We start from the raw sequence: 17,867 nt of genomic DNA, 5'->3' as shown, positions 1-17,867 counted from the left end.
GATCATATTCCGTCACTCGTGCTGATCATTTCGCGTACCGAGCTGTCGCTAGCGTGCGAACCCGTCCCCGTACGTCAACACGGAAATGGCAGGTCGATGGGTTCCTCCAGCAACGATGCCCACCTTGGGCGGCGCAGATTTCTCCAGCTCGGTGGGACGGGAGCGGCCGTGGCGGCCGGGGCCACGATGTTTCCCCCGGCCATCGCGAAGGCGATGGCGCTGCCCGCGATTTCGCAGACACACTCCATCCAGGACGTCAAGCATGTCGTGATCCTGATGCAGGAGAATCGTTCGTTCGACCACTACTACGGCACGCTGCGCGGCGTCCGCGGCTTCGCCGACCCGCGCCCGGCGCTGCTGCCGAACGGGAAGTCAGTCTTCCACCAGCCGGCCGTCGAGACGAAGACCGGCCGCTACCAGGACCGTGGGCTGCCGGGCGGTGAGACGGAGGTGCTGCCCTGGTACATCGACCCGCGCAGCACCACCGAGTACCAGGCGGGCACCGACCACGGCTGGAGCAGCGGGCACCTCGCCGTGAACCAGGGCCGTCATGACCAGTGGGTGAACCAGAAGCAGGACGTCCTGACGATGGGACATCTCAAGCGTCAGGATCTGGGATACCACTTCGCCCTCGCGGATGCCTTCACGATCTGCGACGCGTACTTCTGCTCGGTCCACGCCGACACCGCGCCCAACCGCATCTACCTGTGGACGGGCACCATGGACCCGCGCAACGTCTACGGGAAGACGAAGCTCAACGGGCCGGGCACCGACGAGCGCAACGACACCAACGGCTACACCTGGACCACCTACCCGGAGCTGCTGGAACAGGCCGGGGTCAGCTGGAAGCTGTACCAGGGCGGCAGCGGCATCCCGGGCACGCCGACCGACAACTACACCGACAACTCCCTGATGTTCTTCGAGCAATACCAGACCGCCGAGGGAGCCCAGGGCCCACTCGTGGACAAGGGCGCCTCCAACCACACCCTCGCCGAGTTCGCCGCCGACGTGAAGTCCGGCACACTCCCGGCGGTCACCTGGATCGTGCCGCCCTACCAGTACAGCGAGCACCCCTCCGCCTCGCCGACCGACGGCGCCTACTACATCAACCTGGTGCTGGAGGCGCTGACGGCCAACCCCGAGGTGTGGGGCAGCACCGCGCTGTTCCTCAATTACGACGAGAACGACGGCCTGTTCGACCACGTGGTGCCTCCGATGCCGCCCCTGCGCAGCGTCCCCGGGGCCGACGGAATGGTCTCCGACAGCCTGCGTGCCTCCCTGGCCGACGAGTTCCTGGACCTGGACACCTACCCGGGCGAGATGGGCCCGCTGGTGCCAGGCGCCGATCCGGGCGGCAAGCAGCCCATCGGCCTGGGCCCGCGGGTACCGATGACGGTTGTCTCACCCTGGTCACGCGGCGGTTACGTCTGCTCGGAGACCTTCGACCACACGTCCGTCCTGCGTTTCCTGGAGCAGCGCTTCGGTATCCGCTCGCCCTACATCAGTGACTGGCGCCGCTCGGTATGCGGCGATCTGACCTCCGCTTTCGACTTCAGCGGGAAGGACACCAGGCCGCCGCATTTCCAGGTGCCCGCACCGATCGGGGGCATGGGGCAGCCGTACAAGGTGACCATCCCGCAGCACCTACCGGTGCAGGAACCGGGCGTCCGTCCGTCCCGCCCTCTGGGCTACCGGGCGCTCGTCAACGAGGTCCACCGGCAGGCCGGCGCCTTCACACTCAAGCTGGAGAACCGCGGCAGCCTCGGCGCCGCCTTCTACATCTACGACCGGCTCCAGCCGCAGGCCGCTCCCCGCCGCTACACGGTCGCCGCACACGACACACTGCGTGACGACTGGCAGCTGGACGCGGGCCAGCGGTACCAGCTGGCGGCCCACGGGCCCAACGGCAGCCTGTACGAGTTCGGGGGCAGCGGCTCTGACGCGCTCACGGTGGAGTTCGCCGAGGAGGGCGTTACCCACGTTCGGGTCAGAGTGAAGAACCGCGGCAAGAACCGTCGCACCGTTCGCCTGGCCAACGCCTACCAGCCCGGCAGGCAAGGGACGGCCACCAAGGTCCTGCCCGCACATGGCGAAATCGAATTCCGCTGGCAAACCAGCCAGCAGGCCAACTGGTACGACATCTCCGTCACCGCCGTAGAGGACCCGGCCTTCAACCGCCGCTACGCCGGACACCTTGAAAACGGGCGCCCCAGCACCAGCGACCCCGGCCCCAAGGCGGACTGACGCCCGTCGTGGGCGGCGAGGAAGTCGTCCAGGCCGACGCGGATCGAGGGCCGGTCGCCGGTGAAGTGGTCGCGGGCGTGGAAGCGGGCCAACGGTCGCAGAAGAGACGGGAGCCGGGGCGGGCGGCCGGGGTCGAGAAGCCACGGATATGTGCGGTGGCGCAGCACGTACCGTCGGGGGCCGGTGCGCTCGTGCGCGACGGGGCACGGACAGAGGACAGGTACGGCAGTCACCAGGGCGCTCCCAGCGCGGCGGCGGCCTCGACGCCGGAGCGGCAGCATTCCTCGTAAAACCGCCAGCCATGGTCAGCGCCGACGAACACGCAGACAGGGCTGTTCAGTTCGGGCAGATGCCGCTGGGCGGCCACCGGCTCGGGGGTGTCGACGAGGTGTTCGAAGACCACGCGGGCCGGTGCCCGGCCGGGGTGGCTGTCCAGGCAGGAAGCTGAACGAGGGGGGGCAGCACGCCCGTGCCGCCCCCCTCCTCCTGCGTACCTGCTACCAGGACGACTTGGTCACTCCAGGGAGGTATCCGGCGTGGGCCTGCTTGCGTACGTTGACGCGGGAGAGGCCGAACTTGCGCAGGTGACCGCGAGGGCGGCCGTCCACGCTGTCACGGTTGCGTACACGGGTCGCGCTCGCGTCCCGGGGCTGGCGGCGAAGTTCCGCCTGTGCGGCCGTCTTCTCGTCGTCCGTACTGGTCGGGGAGACCAGGACGGCCTTGAGTGCGGCGCGCCGCTGCGCGTAGCGGGCCACGACCTGCTTCCGCTTGTCGTTCTTCGCGGTCTTGCTCTTCTTCGCCATCAGATGCGCTCCCCACGAGCTCGGATACGGGCGACAGCGGCCTCGATGCCGATGACGTCCACGGTCTTGATGCCACGCGCGCTCAGCCGCAGACGGACGTGGCGACCCTCGCTGGGCAGCCAGTAGCGCTTGTTCTGGATGTTGGGGTCGAAACGGCGCGAGGTGCGCCGGTGGGAGTGGGAGATCTTCTTGCCGAAACTCGGCTCTGCGCCGGTCAGTTGGCAGCGAGCGGACATCAGGTCTGTGCCTTTCCCTTCGCACGCTTGTCGATAATGGAAATCATTGTCGTATGCTACCCCCATGGCTCGCACCGAACTACGCCCGATCATCAAGCTCCGCTCCACCGCAGGGACCGGCTACACGTACGTGACCCGCAAGAACCGCCGGAACAATCCGGACCGGCTCGTCCTACGGAAGTTCGACCCGATCACCCGGCGCCACGTCGACTTCCGCGAGGAACGCTGACCGCACCGCCCCTGCCCGCAAGCACTCTGACTGGAAAACAGATCCCATGAAGACCGGAATCCACCCCGCCTACCGCCCCGTCGTCTTCCGCGACAAGGCCGGCGGCTTCGCCATCCTCACCCGCTCGACGATGACCAGTGACAAGACCGTCGTGTGGGAGGACGGCCACACCTACCCGGTGGTCGATGTCGAGATCTCCTCCGCAAGCCACCCCTTCTACACCGGCACCGCCCGTGTCCTGGACACCGCCGGCCGCGTCGAGCGCTTCGAGCGCCGTTACGGGCGGGACGGAGGCCGGCGATGAGCCCAGAAGGACCGATGCCCGTGGTGGTCGTCGGCGGCCTGCACGCCGACGCCCGCCGCGCCACGGTCGAACAGCTGCTGCGCGAGGTGCCCGGCAGCGTCGCCCTGCACCACGACCTGTCCAGCGGCCCGACGAGCACCGTACGGCGCAGCATCCGAGACACAACAGGCGATCTCTCCTGGGCCGACACCCCCCTGATCAACGACTGCGCCTGCTGCGCCCTGCGCGAGGACCTCGTCCCCGAACTGGAACGACTCGCCGACGGCGCCCTCACCCGCCTGGCCGTGGTGGAGCTGTGGGACTCCGTGGAACCCCGCGCCATGGCCGAGGTCATCGCCGCCCGCGGTGACGGCGTCTTCCGGCTCACCAACGTCATGACCGCCGTGGACCCGGCCCTCGTCCTTGCGTGCCTGACCAACGGCGACGACCTGGCGGAAGCCGGGCTCGCCGCGGCTTTGACGGACGAACGCACCGTGGGCGACACGTTCGCACGGCAGTTGGAGTACGCTCCGGTCCTCTCCCTGGCGGACAGTCCCGCCACCGGTCGCGACGACCTGGCCCTGTTGCGCCAGTTGCATCCCACCGCGCGGCAGATCCACATCGCGTCCGGGAAGCTGGGCGTCGCTGCGGTCGCCGGTTTCGACGTGGCGGCCGCGGCCGCGGCCCAGCACCCGGCCTGCGCCCGGTTGCCGCACGACTGGGACGAGGAGGGCATCAGCACCTTCGTCTGGCAGCGTCGCCGCCCCTTCCATCCCGGCCGTCTCTACGCGGCGTTGGAGGATCTGTGCTGTGCTGCGGCGCGCAGTCGAGGCAGGTTCTGGCTGGCCGACCGGCCCGACAGCCTGCTCGCCTGGGACGCCGCCGGGGGCGCGCTGTGCGTGGAGCACGCAGGCCCCTGGATGGCCTCGCTTCCGGACGCCGCCTGGGAGATGATGCCCGCCGAGCGCCGCACCGCGGCCGCCCTTGACTGGCACCCCGAGCACGGCGACCGCTGCCAGCACCTCGTCTTCACCTCTCCCGGCCTGGACCGCGCGGGGCTGCTCTCCCTACTCGACTCCTGCCTGCTCACCGACGACGAACTGGCGTCCGGGCCCGCATCCTGCTCGCCTCCCACCGGCTTCGACGAACTGCTCGGCGCCGTCGCCTGAACCGCCCGTCCCCCCACCCGACCGAGGACCCTCCATGCCCCGCCCGACCAAGTCCGCCCACGCGCGCAAGAACCGGCCGAATCCCCTGGACGACGCCGGCATCACCTACATCGACTACAAGGACACCGACCTGCTGCGGAAGTTCATCTCCGACCGCGGCAAGATCCGCAGCCGCCGCGTCACCCGAGTCAACCGGCAGCAACAGCGGCAGATCGCCGCGGCCGTCAAGAACGCCCGGGAGATGGCGCTGCTCCCCTACTCCAGCCGCTGACCCCCACCGCCCCAACTCCCTGCCGATTGGACCGTCATGGCCGTCCCCAAGCGCAAGATGTCCCGCAGCAACACCCGTCACCGACGCGCCCAGTGGCGTGCCACCACCCCGGCGCTCGCCCCCGTCACGATCGACGGAAGCACCTACCTCGTGCCCCAGCACCTGCGGAAGGCGTACGAGCGCGGCCTTCTCCGTCCGGAGGACTGACTCAGCATGCCGCACGACCGTTTGCCGGTGACGTCCTGTCCGGGTTCCTCGGAGCCGGCAGGACCACCCTGCTCAATCACCTGCTGTCCGATCGCGAGATACTCGCCGAACGCCTCGGCCCCGCACTCCCCACCGACGCCGTCCGGATACCCGGGCTCACGGGCTTCGCACTCCGCCTGCTCCGAGACCTCGACGGCATGAAAGCCGGGCTCACTCTCGACTGGATCTCCGGCGGCATCGAGAGCGCCGTGAAACCGCATCAAGACGATCAAGCGGCAGCTCTACGGCCGAGCCCGGTTCGAACTGCTCCGCAAGATGATCCTTCTCCAGTAACGCTCCGAGACGCCCCCAAGATCTGCGCGAGAACCAAGAAGAAAGAAGTGTTGCGGCGGGCGTGCGCCCAGAGGCTCCTCCAGATGCCCAACCGTGGCAAGATGGCCCCATGTTGATCCGAAAGGGCGATGCCGCGTAGGCGTCCCAAGGCCGTCCGTCGAATGGGCGTTGACGGGCTGGTGGTGGACCAGAATGCGTGAACGCTGACGCGACTCTGCGCTCGCGCCCCGCACGGTCAGCGGGCCAGGCGGCTGCCCTCGGCGCTTGCCTCGGCCGTTCTCGCCCGGACAGGCCGGTCCGGCGCTCGCCTGAGCTCCTTGCTCGGGGTCTCCGTCAGCCGGAGCACCGTCCTGTGCTTGGACGACGCCCTTCCCGAGCCGGAGGTGCCCACGCCGTGTGTGGTCGGCGCCGACAGGCACGCCACCCGCAAGGTCCGCCACTACGGCACCGTCCTGGTGGACCTCGAAACTCGCCGTCCGATCGATCTGCTCCCGGACCGGGAGACGTCGAGCCTGGCACCGTGGCTCTCCGATCGGCCCGACGTCGAGGTCGTATGCCAGGAGAACAGGTCGCCGGGACCCGGCACATCGTGTGGCACCGGATCGGGACCCCCGGCACCTGGACCGGCCCCCTGGCCGAAGGCCGTCTTACGGGGCAGGGCCACCGGTTGGCCGGCTGATCACCCCCTCAGCCTGGCAGCGAGCGAGACCTTGTCCGAGCTGGAGGCTACTTCTGGCCGGCGCAGGGGCGCAGCAGGAGGGTGCCGGTTCGGCGCAGACGCTGACGGTGTCGGTGGTGTCGGGGTCCTTTACGGAGCCATGCGCACGGCCGGCTATCCGAGCTGAGCCACTCGCTCGGACGTCACAAGACCTTCGGTAGCGGCTGGTCCCGTACAAGTGACGCGAGTACGTTCCCTGTCGCCGATCCGGGCGCACCCCCTAAACTGCGGACCCAGACCTCCAACTCCCTTGTCAGTGAGGGGGATCGTGCCCGACCAAACCTCCGCCGGAGCGGCGCACGGTGCCGCCGACGACGCACGGCTGCTCGCGCTGCGTGCCGAAGTCGAGAAGCTCATCACCGAGGCCCGGGTCGGTGCGCGGCGGGCGCAGCGCCGCGCCAAACTGTGGCACGCGACCTATCTCAGCCTGGGTTTTCCCGCGGCGGTCCTCGCCGGCGTCTCGGGCGCCGCGGGCCTGGCCTCCGCCGGAGCGCGCGTGCCTGCGGCCGTCCTTGCCCTCCTGGCCGCCGGGTTCTCGGCCGGGTCGACCTTCCTGCGGGCGGACGCCCGCCACATGACGAACCTCCGCAGACGCTATGCCTGGCAGAATCTTGAGACACGCGCCCGGCTCATCCTGGCCTACGACGCCTATGAGGGCCCCGAGCATCTGCACACCGCCCTCCTGGGCCTGCACGAAATGCGCCTCGCCGTCCCGTCCAGCGCCCTGATCCTGGCCGAGCAGCAGGCGCCGACGCTTGCGCTGTCTGCAGTCCAGCCGCCGTCGGTGCCGGCACCGACGGTTCAGCAGCAAGCCATCCCGGCCCCGACGGCGCAGCCGCCCGCGAGTCCCCCGCCCTCGCCCGATCCGTCGCCGGAGCCGCCTGACCCGGTCGGCTGACGCGTACCCGCCCGGCCCCGAAACCCACGCCGGTCCGGCCGATCCCCCTGCTGCAGTAACCGCTTCCGTGCCGCGGGACGCAGCCCCCGCACAGTGCATCCTTGCAAGGAAAACGGCCTTGGAGGGCGCCGCGGGTCCATGCGTCGGCGCAACGACGGTGTGGCGGGCAGCACCGCACCGGGGGTACGGACAACAGGTGAGTTCGGGGGCGGCGGTCAGTCCGCTACGGCCGACTCCCTCGGCGCGGACGCCTCCGTCCCGGCGGGCCGAGCGAGGCCGCGCAGCGGGCGGTTCAGCAGGACGTAGCACATGAGCAGGACGTACAGACCGCCGAAGATCGCCAGGGTGATCCGCAGGCCGATGGTCTGCGCGAGCCAGCCCGCGATGAAGATGCCCACCGGCGCCGCGGCGAAGGCCATGGCCATCACGGCTCCCCAGATCCGGCCCAGCATCTCCGGCGGAGTGGAACGCTCGACAACCCCGGTCACGAGGGGGTTGATCGGCCCGCTGGCCAGCCCGATGGCGAAGGCGACCACAAGCATGATCCACAGTCCGGGCTCCGCAACCATGACCAGCCGGGCGGCGCAGATCAGCGCGAAGCATCCGGCGAAGGTGGCCCAGCGGTTGGCCAGCAGCCGACGGCTCGCGGGGACGTAGGCGAACGAACCGACCACCGCGCCGATGCCGTTGGCTGCGAGCAGCAGCCCCACCACCCTTTCGCCGCCCAGCAGTTCACGGCTGTAGACGGGGAACACCACGGGGGTCAGCGCATCGTCAAGGAAGTTGGTGCACACCACTACGCTGATGATGGCGGCCAGAACGGGCGTGCGCAGGATGTACCGCGCGCCTTCCGTGACCTCGCGCAGCAGGCCCGGACGGCCGGCGCTCTCGGCGGACTCCCCCGGCGCGGCGGACTCGGCCTCCGGGGTACGGGTCACGGGGATCCCGTCCGGCACCGCCATGATGAGCAGGGCCGAGGCGAGGAACGTGCCTGCGTCGACGTAGAGCACGGTGGTCGGGCCGGTGAGGCCCGCCATCACCGCTGCGACGGGCGGGCCCACCACGAACGCCACGCGCTGGGCCGAGGAGAAGATCGAGTTGGCGGTCTCCGGCCGCACCTGCCCCCGCGCGGTCACCCGCGGCAGCAGGGCCAGCCGCGCCGCGGAACCGGGCGCATCGGCCAGCGTGCGCAGGAACAGCAGCGCCATCAGGACCGGCAGGGCCAGACCGACCGTGCCGTGCAGCAACGGCACGGCGGCCACGCACGCCCCGGCGGCCAGGTCCGCGGCGACGCTGGTGCGCCGCGGACCGACCCGGTCGGCGATCACCCCGCCCGCGAGTCCCGCCACGATCATGGGCAGCGCGTTCGCGAACCCGGCCGCTCCCGCCTCGGTCGCGCTGCCGGAGATCTGGAGCACGTAGAGCGGCACCGCGACCAAGGTCATGGTATTGCCGATCCACGACAGGTAGTTGGCCGTCACCAACGCGGTCAGGGGCCACCGATCCCGGGCGGTCGCCGATGTCATGCGGACCGGCTCTCCTTCTCTCGGGTGAGTTCCGCAAGCATGCGGTTCACTTCGTTCAGGAACATGCCCTCGGTGGAGGGCCGCTGTGAGCCGCGGTTCGCGCCAGGGGCCGATCACATCACGTACGACATCCCGCCGCTGAACCGGCAGGTCCAGCGATCGGCCGCAGCGGAGTCGCGCAGCCTTGGCCGGGTCCGGCCGAGGGTCTGCTTGAGCATGCGGAAGGTGTGCTCGTTGTCGATCTTCGCGGGAACGCCTGCCAGCAGCGGTCGACGTCGGCTTCGGTGGCGTCGGTGCGCGACCACCACGGCCAGACCGGCTTGCTCGCCCCGCCGGACGGCAGGTGCTCGACGGCCAGGCGGCTGGAACAACGTCACGACAGTGGCCGTCGCATGACAGGAACCTCACGACTGTCAACCTGCAACTGCCGTGAAAGCGAACTGGCTGTGGTGTCTCAGAGCCTCTCCCGACGCCGAAGCGGGAGAGGCTCCTCGTCGGGAAAGAGCGATCCCTAGCACCTCTTCAGCGAGCTGATGTCGTTGGCATGACCGTACTGCGAGGAGTTGCCGCGCCAGTTGCCGACGGGCCAATTGGGTCCGCCCCATTCCTTATCGACATACAGGCACCAGCGATCGCCGGTGCGGTTCCAGACGGAGCGCACCTTGTCGTTGAAGACGAAGCCCTCGACCGGATTCGCCAAGTTCTCCGAGCCGTAGTAGAAACGCGCCCAATGGCCCCCGACCGCTCCTACGTTGGCGTTCCCGTACTCCCAGACGCAGAAGTAGTACTCGGGGCACTGCTCCCATGAGCTGATGGATTTCGCGGAAGTCACCCGCGTGTCGTCCAGAGGTGCTGCCTGGGCCGTGGTGGGCACCGTGACCGCAACCGCGGCGGCGAGCCACAGGGCCGTATTCATACCTTTCAGCCAACGCACAGTATTCACTGCCTTCCGTCGATCCATCCGCACCGGTTGTCCCGGTTTCCCCTCGTCCGTCCCGTGGGCCGAGGTGCGAACTACGGTGTAGCGCGGATGGGTTGTCCGGCGCCGGACGCGGGAGTTTCTTGGCGAATTTCCAGTGCTATATGACCGAAAAGTCGTAGCGGCCATTGAGCTTATTGTTCAACGACCGCACTGGGAATCCAGTGTGATTTTCGTGATGTATCCAGCAGGTTCATCGGCGGATCGTCGTCGGTAGTGGCTGTGTCGGCCTGTTTCCTGGTGGCGTCTGCACCAGATTGACCAGTGCAGCATTCACCGGCATCGCCTGCACTCTCATCTGCTACCGCAGACTCACCGAATCAGCTGACCTCCTAGCGGGCCGGAATCTCGGGGTGCGACGGCCGCCACTCTCGCCTGATCAACCCGAATACCCACGAGTCGGATACCTCGCCGTTCACGACACAGTCCTCCCGCAACGTCCCTTCACGCACGAATCCGATCTTCTCCAGGACCCGGGCGGACGCCAGGTTGCGCGTATCGGTCTCGGCCTGAACTCGATTCAGGTCCAGTGTGTCGAAGGCCCACTGCAGCACGGCGTGCGCGGTCTCCGTCGCATAGCCGTGGCCCCACATCGCATCGTCGAGGCAGTAGCCCAACGATGCGCTGCGGTAGTCCGGGTTCCATTCGGTCAGACCGCACCAGCCTACGAAGGCACCGTCAGAGGCACGATCGACGGCCACCCGCGCCCCGGTGCCTTCGTCCGCCATCTTCCGGCACATCGCGATGAAACGATTGGCGCGGGCCCGCTCGTTCCACGGCGGGGAATCCCAATAGCGCATCACGTAGCTGCTGCTGTGCAGCGCGAAGAGGGGGGCCGCGTCGGCGTCGGTGAAGGGGCGCAGTCGCAGGCGAGCGGTGTTCAGTAGGGGGGTGGCCAAAGTCATGCACACCATCTTGCGTCCCCATGAGGCAGGCAGACACCGAATATCCGATCCCGGTCCTCACCACCCAGCCAGCTCCTACCAGCGGACCGCGCACGCCTACGACCGGCTACCCGGCTGGGCATTCAAGATCCACGAACGGCACGACTACATGGCCCGCCCGCCGACCACCCGGACAAAGCCACTACCAGAAACGGACTTACTGACGTCAGCCCGTCGGGGTGAAGTCAGTAAGCGAAGGGCACCGGACCTGTACGAATGCCTCACTGGCGCACCCAGACGAGCGCGTCTTTGCAACCGATGCAGCCCCGTCATCGACGAGGCCGCATCACGGAACCGAGCGGGGCGCTCCCAGCGAATCACCCTGGGAGCGCTCAGGTCCGGTCGAATCAGAGGGCGTCGATCTGCCAGGCGATCACGCCATGTGCTCCCTTGATGCCCATGACGTCGATGCGCACCGGCTTGTTCACCGTGATGCGCTGCTGAACGACCGACTGGTCGCACTGGGCCGGCGTTTCTCTGCTCTTTGGTGTCACGGTGAGGTCAGCGCTGCCGCTGCCGAAGCAGACCAGGCTGAGCCGGTAGATCCTGCCCTCGCTCAAGGTGGGTTCGGTGTGGATGCCGTCAGTGACGCGTTCCGCACCGGCTTCGATCATCTTCCCGTCGTGGACGGCGGCCAGAGCTGCCTGAGCCAGCTCGGTGAGCTTCCGCTCGGACGGACCGGCGGACGTCTGAGACACGCTCGGCACGGATGGGGGTCCTTCTCACCGCCTGCACATCAGGCAGCGAAGACGACACGCCTGCGAAGGCGTCAGCCTGGCGGAGCAGTCCCCGCGGGTGCGGGGACTGCCGTGCGCCGCGAGCCGTGCCCGGTGTCTCCGGTCCTCCGGGCCCTGCAAGTGGCCTTGACCGACCCGGTCAAGAAGGCAGGACGGTCCTCATACGCACACCCGGGACTTCGGCGACTTCATCCGAGCCGTTCCGGGGACGGGACATGTTTCGACAACCAGTCATTGACTGCCGTCGTTGTGACGTCGGCGTGCGCGGTCATCATCGTGAAGTGGTTGCCCTGGACCTCGATCGGATCGAGCGGGATGCCCAGCGACGCCCGCCACCAGGGGTCGCCGACCCCTTGGTCGAGCCACTCAGCGGCGCCCAGGCAGAGTACCGGGGTTCCGGAGAGAGGGGCGGGGTTCCACGTGCTGAAGAGATGTGCATACGCGCCCATCGCCACGAACTGCCGTGACGGGGCACCGGGGGTGTCGGCGAGCAGCACGGTCCGCTGGGTGTTTTCACCCAGCATGCGCTCCTGCACCTGCTGATTCATCCGCGGCGGGGGCAGGTAGGTGTCGATGAGCACCACGCCCGCCGCGGGCTCGCCGAGTTCCTCCAGGCGTTGCGCCAGGGCGTAGGCGATCCAGCCACCGGACGAGTGCCCGACCAGTACCGGGGGCCGGTCGTCGAACACCGTCCGCAGCGCGGCCCGGTGCAGGTCGAGCAGGGCGTCGAGGTCGGCCGGCAACGGCTCGTCGGCCTTGAATCCCGGCGAGGCGCTCACCCAGGTCTCGTGCAGTCCGGACATCTGCCGGGCGAACGGTGTGTACTGGTCGATGTCCGAGGGCGCGACCGGCGACAGGTAACACATCAGCTCCGGTCCGGCCGGTCCGGAGCCGATCGGCTTCACGACCCGCTTCACCAGCTCCTCTCCGGCGTGGTCGAAGGACGGCTCGATACGCGCGGCTGCCATGAGTACGTCGAGGAAGTGCCGGTAGCCGCCGGTGGCGATCGCTTTGCGCTGCAACGACAGTATGAAGTCGTCGCTCTGCGGTCGGTTCCCGGCCGCGTCGGCGTCGGCGGGGGTGTAGGTCAGCTCGCTGAGGTACTTGGCCAGAGCCCGAGGGCCGTTGTGATCGAACACGATGGTGGCGGGCAGCCGCTTGCCGGTGAGGGCCGCGATGCGGTTGCGGAGTTCGACGCCGCTGAGCGAGTCGAAGCCCAGCTCCTTGAACGTGCGGTCCGGGCCGACCTGCTCGGCCGAGGTGTGCCCGAGCAGGATGGCGATCTGTTCCCGGATGGCATCCGACAGCAGTTGCTCCCGCTCGTGGGCAGACATGGTCGTCAGGCGCGCAGCCACATCGAGCTGTGGGCCTGTCTCGACCGCACGCCGCCGACGAGCGCGCCGGGGCACCAGCGCCTTCAGAATCGCGGGTACGTCGTCGCCGAGCGCGTCGGCGCGCAGCGGCACCGGGAGCAGTACCCCGTCACCGGCCGCCAGGGTCCGGTCGAACAGTCGCAGTCCGTCCTCGGTGGACAGGGCCCGGACACCGGCGCGGGACACCCGGGCCCGGTCCACCTCCGACATCCCGCCCGTCATACCGCTGGCCTCCTCCCACAGACCCCACCCCAGCGACAGCCCCGGCAACCCAGCACGCACCCGGGCCCGCGCCAGACCGTCCAGGAACGCGTTGCCCGCCGCATACGCCCCCTGACCCGCCGGTCCCAGGGTGCCGGCCACCGACGAGAACAGCACGAACATCGACACGTCCTGATCACGTGTCAGCTCATGGAGATTCCATGCACCGGCCACCTTGGGCGCCAGCACCTCCCGCAACTGCTCCACGCCCAGCGACTCCACCACACCGTCACGCAGCACACCCGCCGCATGCACCACACCAGCAACCCGCACACCCTCCAGCACGGACCGCAACGACTCACGGTCCGCCACATCACACGCCCGCACCACCACCCGCGCACCCAGCCCCCGCAACTCCTCGACCAGCTCACCCGCCCCCGCCGCCACCGGCCCCCGGCGACTCAGCAACAGCAGATCCCGCACCCCGTGCGCCACCACCAGATGACGCGCCAACGCCGAACCCAGCACCCCCGTCGCCCCCGTGACCACCACCACACCCTCCGACCCCGACAACACCGGGCCGGCGTCAGTGGCAAGGCCGGCCGGAACGATCCGCGGCACCAGTACCCGCGATCCGCGCACCAGGAGGTGGGGCTCGTCACCGTATGCCAGCGACGCCAGCTTTTCCGCCGACGGCTCCTCGCCCGGGCCGTCGGCCGGCTCGGGCTCGAAGTCGACGAGGACGATGCGCCCCGGGTTCTCTGCCTGAGCCGAGCGGACCAGCCCGGACACGGCGGCAGCCGCCAGGTTCTGCCCGGAGGCTGCGCCCCGCACCGACACGACCAGCCGGGACTCGCCCCAGCGTTGGTCCGACAGCCATGGCTGGAGCACCGCAAGGCACCATTCCACGGCTGCGACCGGGTCGGTGTCCGCGCTGTCCGGGCACCGCGCGACCACCACGTCCGGCCGGCCGGCCGCGACCGGCCAGCTTTCCACGGTACGTCCGGTCGATTCGGCGGTGACGGCGGCCGGCACCCAGTCAAGCGCGTACACCGAGTCGTCCGTCCGGCCGGGCCCGCCCTTCGGCAGTGGCCGCACCGTCAGGGAGTCGACCTCGGCCACCGGGGCGCCGGTGCCGTCTGCCATCGCGAGCGAGACGGTGTTCGGACCCGCCGGTGCGATGCGGGCGCGCAACCGGGACGCCCCGCCGCTGTACAGCTCGACTCCCTGCCAGGTGAACGGCAGCGCGGCGGCTTGCTGCCCGCCCGACACCGACATTCCGTGGAGCACCGCGTCGAAGAGTGCCGGGTGCAGGACGAAGCCGTCGTCGGGCCGCTGTGCCTCCGGGCGTCCGACCTCCACGAACACGTCGTCGCCACGCTGCCACACGGCCTCAAGGCCCTGGAACGAGGGACCGTAGTCCAGTCCCACGTCCGCGAGTCGCTCATACCAGTCGGTGGTCTCGACCGGCGCCGCGCCGGCCGGCGGCCACGCAGTGAGATCCACGGACCGCGTCGGGGTCCCGCCGGTGAGGGTGCCGGTGGCGTGGCGGTGCCACGACCGGTCCCCGGCGGAATACAGCGCGAAGGACCGGTTGCCCTGCTCGTCCGCAGGGTCGACCACGAGTTGGACGCGTATCTCGCCGGACTCGGGGAGGATCAGCGGCTGGTGCAGCACCAGCTCGTCGATCCGCGCGAGGCCGACCTCGTCGGCCGCGGACAGCGCCATCTCCACCACCGCGGTCCCCGGCAGCAGCGCGGCACCGTCGACACGGTGGTCGCCCAGCCACGCCGTGCTCTGCAACGACAGGCACCCGGTGAGTACCAGACCTCCCTCCGGGCCGTCCAGCTGCGCACCGAGCAGTGGGTTCGCCGTCGGACGCTGGCCGATCCCGCGGACATCGGCGACGGCGGGGGCCGTGTACCAGTACCGCTCGGTCTGGAACGCGTAGGTGGGGAGCGGGACGCGTGACGCGCCGAGCCGGCCGTACACCTGCGCCCAGTCGATCCGGACGCCCCGTACGAACAGCCGCGCCAGCGACTCCACGAAGCAGGCCGCGTCCTCGCGGTCCCGCCTCAGTGAGGCCGCCACCTCGACCGAGGGGTCGTCCAGGGTGTCCTCGACCGCACCGGTCAGTGTCGGATGGGGGCTGACCTCGACGAACACCGAGAAGCCGCGGGAGCGCAGAGTCTTCACCGCGCGGTCGAACAGGACCGGCCTGCGCAGGTTGTCCAGCCAGTAGTCACCGGAGAGCGACGCAGTGTCGAGCATCTCTCCGGTGACCGACGAGCAGAACAGCTCAGGGCGGGACACCGCTCTCACCCCGTCCACGAGGGGCCGCAGTTCGTCGACGATCTCGTCCACCTGAGCCGAGTGGGAAGCGTAGTCCACCGAGATTCGCCGGGCACGGATCTGACGGGCCGCGCAGTCGGCGACCAGCGCCTCGACGCCCTCCACCGAGCCGGAGACCACCACGGAGGACGGGCCGTTCACCACGGCCACCTCCACCCCCTCCGGCAACAGGCGCTCGACCTCGGCCACCGGCAGTGCGATCGACGCCATGGTGCCGTGACCGGACAGCGACCGTGCCACCACGGCGGACCTGCCCGTCACCAGGCGCAGCCCGTCGGCCAGCGGCAGCGCACCGACCGCGACCGCGGCGGCGATCTCGCCCTGCGAGTGCCCGATCACCGCACGAGCCCCCACACCCACCTCACGCCACAGCCGGGCCAGGGACACCATCACCGCGAACAGCACCGGTTGCACGACATCCACCCGGTCGAGGCCCGGCGCGCCCGGCTCACCGCGCAACACCGCCGACAGCGACCAGTCGACCAGCTCGGACAGCGCCGCGTCGCACTCCGCCATCGCCTCGGCGAACACCGGGGAGCACTCCAGCAGCCGCAGCGCCATCCCGGCCCACTGCGAGCCCTGGCCCGGGAACACCCAGGCCACGCCGGAGTCGGCCACCGTCCGTTCCAGCGTGCCCGTGACGACACCGGGGTGCGGCCTGTCCTCCGCGAGCGCGGTCAGCCCTTCGATCAGGGTCTCGCGGTCCGGGGCGAGCACCACGGCGCGATGGTCGAACAGTGGACGGGAGGTCACCTGGGACCATCCCACGTCGAGCGGGCGAACCCCGGGCCGCTCGTCGACGAACCGGGCGAGCCGGGCTGCCTGCGCGCGCAGCGCCGCTGCCGAACGGCCGGACACCACCACCGGCGCGACGGGCAGCAGACCGAACACTCCCGTGCCGGGCGGCGGTGCCGGCGTCTCGGGCGCCGTGGGCTGCTCCAGCACCACATGCGCGTTCGTTCCGCTGATGCCGAACGCGGACACCGCCGCGCGCCTGGGCCGCTCGGTGCCGGGCCACTCCCGCTTCCGGGTCAGCAGCCGCACGGTGCCGGCCGACCAGTCCACCTGGGAGGTCGGCTGCTCGGCGTGGAGCGTGGCGGGCATGCTCCCGTGGTTCATCGCCATCACCATCTTGATGACGCCCGCGATCCCCGCGGCGGTCTGGGTGTGCCCGATGTTGGACTTGAGCGAGCCCAGCCACAGGGGCCGGTCCGCCGCACGGCCTTGGCCGTAGGCCGCCAGCAGCGCCTGCGCCTCGATCGGGTCACCGAGGCGGGTTCCGGTACCGTGCGCCTCCACCACGTCCACGTCGGAGGCGGACAGACCCGCGGCTTTCAGCGCCTGTCCGATGACCCGCTGCTGGGAGGGACCGTTGGGCGCGGTGAGCCTGCTGCTCGCGCCGTCCTGGTTGATCGCGGATCCCCGGACGAGGGCGAGCACCTGATGACCGTTGCGCCGGGCGTCGGACAGCCGCTCCAGCATCACCACGCCCACGCCCTCGGACCACCCGGTGCCGTCGGCACCTTCACCGAAGGCCCGGCACCGGCCGTCCGGCGACGCGCCGCGCTGGCGGGAGAACTCGACGTACATGAACGGAGTGGCCGTGACCGACGCTCCGGCCGCGAGCGCGAGTGAGCACTCCTGTTCCCGCAGCGCCTGGCACGCCTGGTGCAGCGCCACCAGCGACGAGGAGCAGGCGGTGTCGACCGTGACCGAAGGCCCCTCCAGGCCGAGGGCGTAGGAGACCCGGCCGGCCATGACACTGAGCGTGTTGCCGGTGAGCATGTAGCCTGCCAGCTCGTCCGGGATGTCCTGGCCGCCCGGGGTGGCGTACCCCGCGGAGGCCGCGCCGACGAACACCCCGGTGCGGCTGCCACGCAGTGACAGCGGATCGATCCCGGCCCGTTCGGCGGCTTCCCACGAGGTCTGGAGCAACAGCCGCTGCTGCGGGTCCATCGCCACCGCCTCGCGCGGGGAGATGCCGAAGAACTCCGCGTCGAACAAGGCGGCATCGTCGATGAAACCGCCTTCCCTGACGTAGCTGCGACCGGTCTGCTCCGGGTCGGGGTCGTAGACCGAGTCGATGTCCCATCCCCGGTCCTGCGGGAACCGCGTGATCGCGTCGACACCGTCGTCGACCAATCGCCACAGGTCCTCCGGTGACCTCACCCCTCCGGGGAAGCGGCAGGCCATGCCCACCACGGCGATGGGTTCCCGGCGATGCGCCTCGGCGTCGCGCAGGCGACGGCGGGTGCGGTGCAACTCGGCGGTGACGAATTTGAGGTTCTCCAGCAGGCTGGTGCCTTTGCCGGGCGCGGCTGATTCGGTCATGTCTCACTACCACCAGTGAAGGAGTCGGTGCGG

General features: G+C 69.7%; 16 protein-coding genes and 1 pseudogene. 7 read left to right on the top strand and 10 right to left on the bottom strand.

Annotation, left to right across the window (positions count from 1 at the left end; all coding sequences use genetic code 11):
* Positions 1–96: 96 nt before the first annotated feature.
* Positions 97–2,244, top strand: coding sequence for a phosphocholine-specific phospholipase C (locus ACFYPJ_RS20705; RefSeq protein ID WP_389018985.1), 2,148 nt, complete (start codon positions 97–99; stop codon positions 2,242–2,244).
* Here ACFYPJ_RS20705 and ACFYPJ_RS20700 read toward each other — a convergent pair.
* From ACFYPJ_RS20700 to rpmB, 4 genes are all read right to left on the bottom strand, one after another.
* On the bottom strand, positions 2,181–2,525 hold the full coding sequence (locus tag ACFYPJ_RS20700) for a DUF1365 family protein (protein WP_389018982.1): 345 nt from the start codon (positions 2,523–2,525) through the stop codon (positions 2,181–2,183). The two genes, ACFYPJ_RS20705 and ACFYPJ_RS20700, sit on opposite strands and share 64 nt — an antisense overlap.
* Positions 2,474–2,647 carry a hypothetical protein gene (locus ACFYPJ_RS20695; RefSeq protein WP_389018979.1) on the bottom strand — a complete coding sequence of 58 codons (174 nt, stop codon included), beginning with the start codon at positions 2,645–2,647 and terminating at the stop codon, positions 2,474–2,476. The genes ACFYPJ_RS20700 and ACFYPJ_RS20695 overlap by 52 nt, the downstream gene beginning before the upstream one ends.
* A 94-nt stretch (positions 2,648–2,741) precedes the next feature.
* A complete protein-coding gene (gene rpsN, locus ACFYPJ_RS20690; RefSeq protein ID WP_389018972.1) occupies positions 2,742–3,047 on the bottom strand; it encodes a 30S ribosomal protein S14 in 306 nt (101 codons plus the stop codon).
* Positions 3,047–3,283 carry a 50S ribosomal protein L28 gene (rpmB, locus tag ACFYPJ_RS20685; RefSeq protein ID WP_389018969.1) on the bottom strand — a complete coding sequence of 79 codons (237 nt, stop codon included), beginning with the start codon at positions 3,281–3,283 and terminating at the stop codon, positions 3,047–3,049. Before rpmB ends, rpsN begins: the two co-directional genes overlap by 1 nt.
* A gap of 64 nt (positions 3,284–3,347) precedes the next feature.
* Here rpmB and rpmG point away from each other — a divergent pair, with 64 nt between their 5' ends.
* The 6 genes from rpmG to ACFYPJ_RS20655 all read left to right on the top strand — a co-directional run bounded on the left by rpmG (position 3,348) and on the right by ACFYPJ_RS20655 (position 7,391).
* Positions 3,348–3,512, top strand: coding sequence for a 50S ribosomal protein L33 (rpmG, locus tag ACFYPJ_RS20680; RefSeq protein WP_389018966.1), 165 nt, complete (start codon positions 3,348–3,350; stop codon positions 3,510–3,512).
* A 46-nt stretch (positions 3,513–3,558) separates the two neighbouring features.
* Positions 3,559–3,816, top strand: a complete 258-nt coding sequence (locus ACFYPJ_RS20675; protein ID WP_389018964.1) for a type B 50S ribosomal protein L31 — start codon at positions 3,559–3,561, stop codon at positions 3,814–3,816.
* Positions 3,813–4,964 carry a GTP-binding protein gene (locus tag ACFYPJ_RS20670; protein ID WP_389018961.1) on the top strand — a complete coding sequence of 384 codons (1,152 nt, stop codon included), beginning with the start codon at positions 3,813–3,815 and terminating at the stop codon, positions 4,962–4,964. The genes ACFYPJ_RS20675 and ACFYPJ_RS20670 overlap by 4 nt, the downstream gene beginning before the upstream one ends.
* Positions 4,965–4,998: 34 nt before the next feature.
* On the top strand, positions 4,999–5,235 hold the full coding sequence (rpsR, locus tag ACFYPJ_RS20665; RefSeq protein ID WP_389018958.1) for a 30S ribosomal protein S18: 237 nt from the start codon (positions 4,999–5,001) through the stop codon (positions 5,233–5,235).
* A gap of 36 nt (positions 5,236–5,271) precedes the next feature.
* Positions 5,272–5,442 (top strand): 50S ribosomal protein L32, encoded by a 171-nt coding sequence (gene rpmF / locus ACFYPJ_RS20660; protein WP_389018955.1) that lies wholly within the window; start codon positions 5,272–5,274, stop codon positions 5,440–5,442.
* 1,319 nt (positions 5,443–6,761) lie between these two features.
* Positions 6,762–7,391, top strand: a complete 630-nt coding sequence (locus ACFYPJ_RS20655; protein WP_389018952.1) for a hypothetical protein — start codon at positions 6,762–6,764, stop codon at positions 7,389–7,391.
* A 215-nt stretch (positions 7,392–7,606) separates the two neighbouring features.
* On the opposite strand, the gene ACFYPJ_RS20650 is transcribed toward ACFYPJ_RS20655, so the two are convergent.
* The 6 genes and pseudogenes from ACFYPJ_RS20650 to ACFYPJ_RS20625 form a co-directional block, all read right to left on the bottom strand.
* Positions 7,607–8,917, bottom strand: a complete 1,311-nt coding sequence (locus ACFYPJ_RS20650) for an MFS transporter (protein WP_389018950.1) — start codon at positions 8,915–8,917, stop codon at positions 7,607–7,609.
* 149 nt (positions 8,918–9,066) lie between these two features.
* Positions 9,067–9,278 (bottom strand): annotated as a pseudogene (locus ACFYPJ_RS20645) (transposase); the annotation flags it as partial.
* 150 nt (positions 9,279–9,428) lie between these two features.
* Positions 9,429–9,833 (bottom strand): peptidase inhibitor family I36 protein, encoded by a 405-nt coding sequence (locus ACFYPJ_RS20640; RefSeq protein WP_389018947.1) that lies wholly within the window; start codon positions 9,831–9,833, stop codon positions 9,429–9,431.
* A 395-nt stretch (positions 9,834–10,228) separates the two neighbouring features.
* Entirely contained in the window at positions 10,229–10,801 is a 573-nt protein-coding gene (locus ACFYPJ_RS20635) for a GNAT family N-acetyltransferase (protein ID WP_389018944.1), read from the bottom strand.
* 386 nt (positions 10,802–11,187) lie between these two features.
* Positions 11,188–11,547: a hypothetical protein gene (locus ACFYPJ_RS20630; RefSeq protein WP_389018941.1), complete on the bottom strand. Its 360-nt coding sequence runs from the start codon at positions 11,545–11,547 to the stop codon at positions 11,188–11,190.
* A 218-nt stretch (positions 11,548–11,765) separates the two neighbouring features.
* The gene (locus ACFYPJ_RS20625; protein WP_389018938.1) at positions 11,766–17,834 is read right to left on the bottom strand and encodes a type I polyketide synthase; all 6,069 of its coding nucleotides are present in this window, start codon (positions 17,832–17,834) and stop codon (positions 11,766–11,768) included.
* Positions 17,835–17,867: the final 33 nt, after the last annotated feature.

Origin of the sequence: Streptomyces sp. NPDC006012 (assembly GCF_042871185.1) — a bacterium.
In the GTDB taxonomy this organism is placed as follows: Bacteria; Actinomycetota; Actinomycetes; order Streptomycetales; family Streptomycetaceae; genus Streptomyces.
Note: the sequence above shows the minus strand (reverse complement) of the source record. Positions and strands in the feature narration are given on the sequence as shown.